This is a genomic window from Streptomyces sp. PT12 (assembly GCF_003311645.1).
Taxonomy (GTDB): Bacteria; Actinomycetota; Actinomycetes; order Streptomycetales; family Streptomycetaceae; genus Streptomyces.
The window spans coordinates 1-311 of the sequence record NZ_QEST01000003.1; the positions used below are offsets into that span (position 1 = coordinate 1).

At 66.9% G+C, this 311-nt stretch carries 1 protein-coding gene; it reads right to left on the bottom strand.

What is annotated here, in order from left to right:
- Window positions 1-306, bottom strand: a 306-nt coding sequence (locus DEH69_RS00005; RefSeq protein WP_309302744.1) for an acyltransferase domain-containing protein, incomplete at its 3' end; no start/stop codon positions are given.
- Window positions 307-311: the final 5 nt, after the last annotated feature.

Sequence of the window (311 nt, forward strand, 5' to 3'; positions counted from 1 at the left end):
CAGCAGACGGCGGACCCCGCCCTCATCCCGGCGCAGCGTACCGATGGTCACAGCCCCGTCGACCGTGGCCTCGACCGCCGACCCGAGCAGCGGATGCGCCGACACCTCGACGAAGAGCCCGTGACCGTCCTCGGCAAGAGCACGGACAGCACCCTCGAACTCCACCGGCTCCCGCATGTTCCGATACCAGTACGACGTATCCAGCACAGCCGTGTCCAGCAACCCACCCGTCACCGTCGAATAGAACGGAACACTCCCCGAACGCGGCACCACAGGCGCAAGATCCGACAACAGACGCTCCCGCAACGGCT